Origin of the sequence: Paraburkholderia sp. SG-MS1 (genome assembly GCF_012275575.1) — a bacterium.
In the GTDB taxonomy this organism is placed as follows: Bacteria; Pseudomonadota; Gammaproteobacteria; order Burkholderiales; family Burkholderiaceae; genus Paraburkholderia.
Genome location: NZ_NPIH01000126.1, coordinates 1 through 225 on the forward strand (window position 1 = coordinate 1; position 225 = coordinate 225).

The 225-nt window shown below is 69.8% G+C and carries 1 pseudogene; it reads right to left on the reverse strand.

Going from position 1 to position 225, the window contains the following annotated elements:
* Positions 1 to 187: pseudogene (locus CIC12_RS33850) on the reverse strand (adhesin); the annotation flags it as partial.
* Positions 188 to 225: the final 38 nt, after the last annotated feature.

Consider the following 225-nt stretch of genomic DNA (forward strand, 5'->3'; position numbering starts at 1 on the left):
CCTGTCCAGTTGAGCCCATCGACACCGTGTTCGCCCGCTCGGCCACCGAATCCCGGCCAATTGCGACAGCGTTGGCCGCGGTGGCAGACGCGCCAAAGCCGAGCGCGACACCTCCGTCGCCGGCGACGGCCGAGTGCGCACCGATGACAGTCGCGTTCGAGGCACCAGCAACCGCCGACGCGCCTATCGCCGTAGCTTCTGCCTCACCGGCAACCGCGCCTGCTC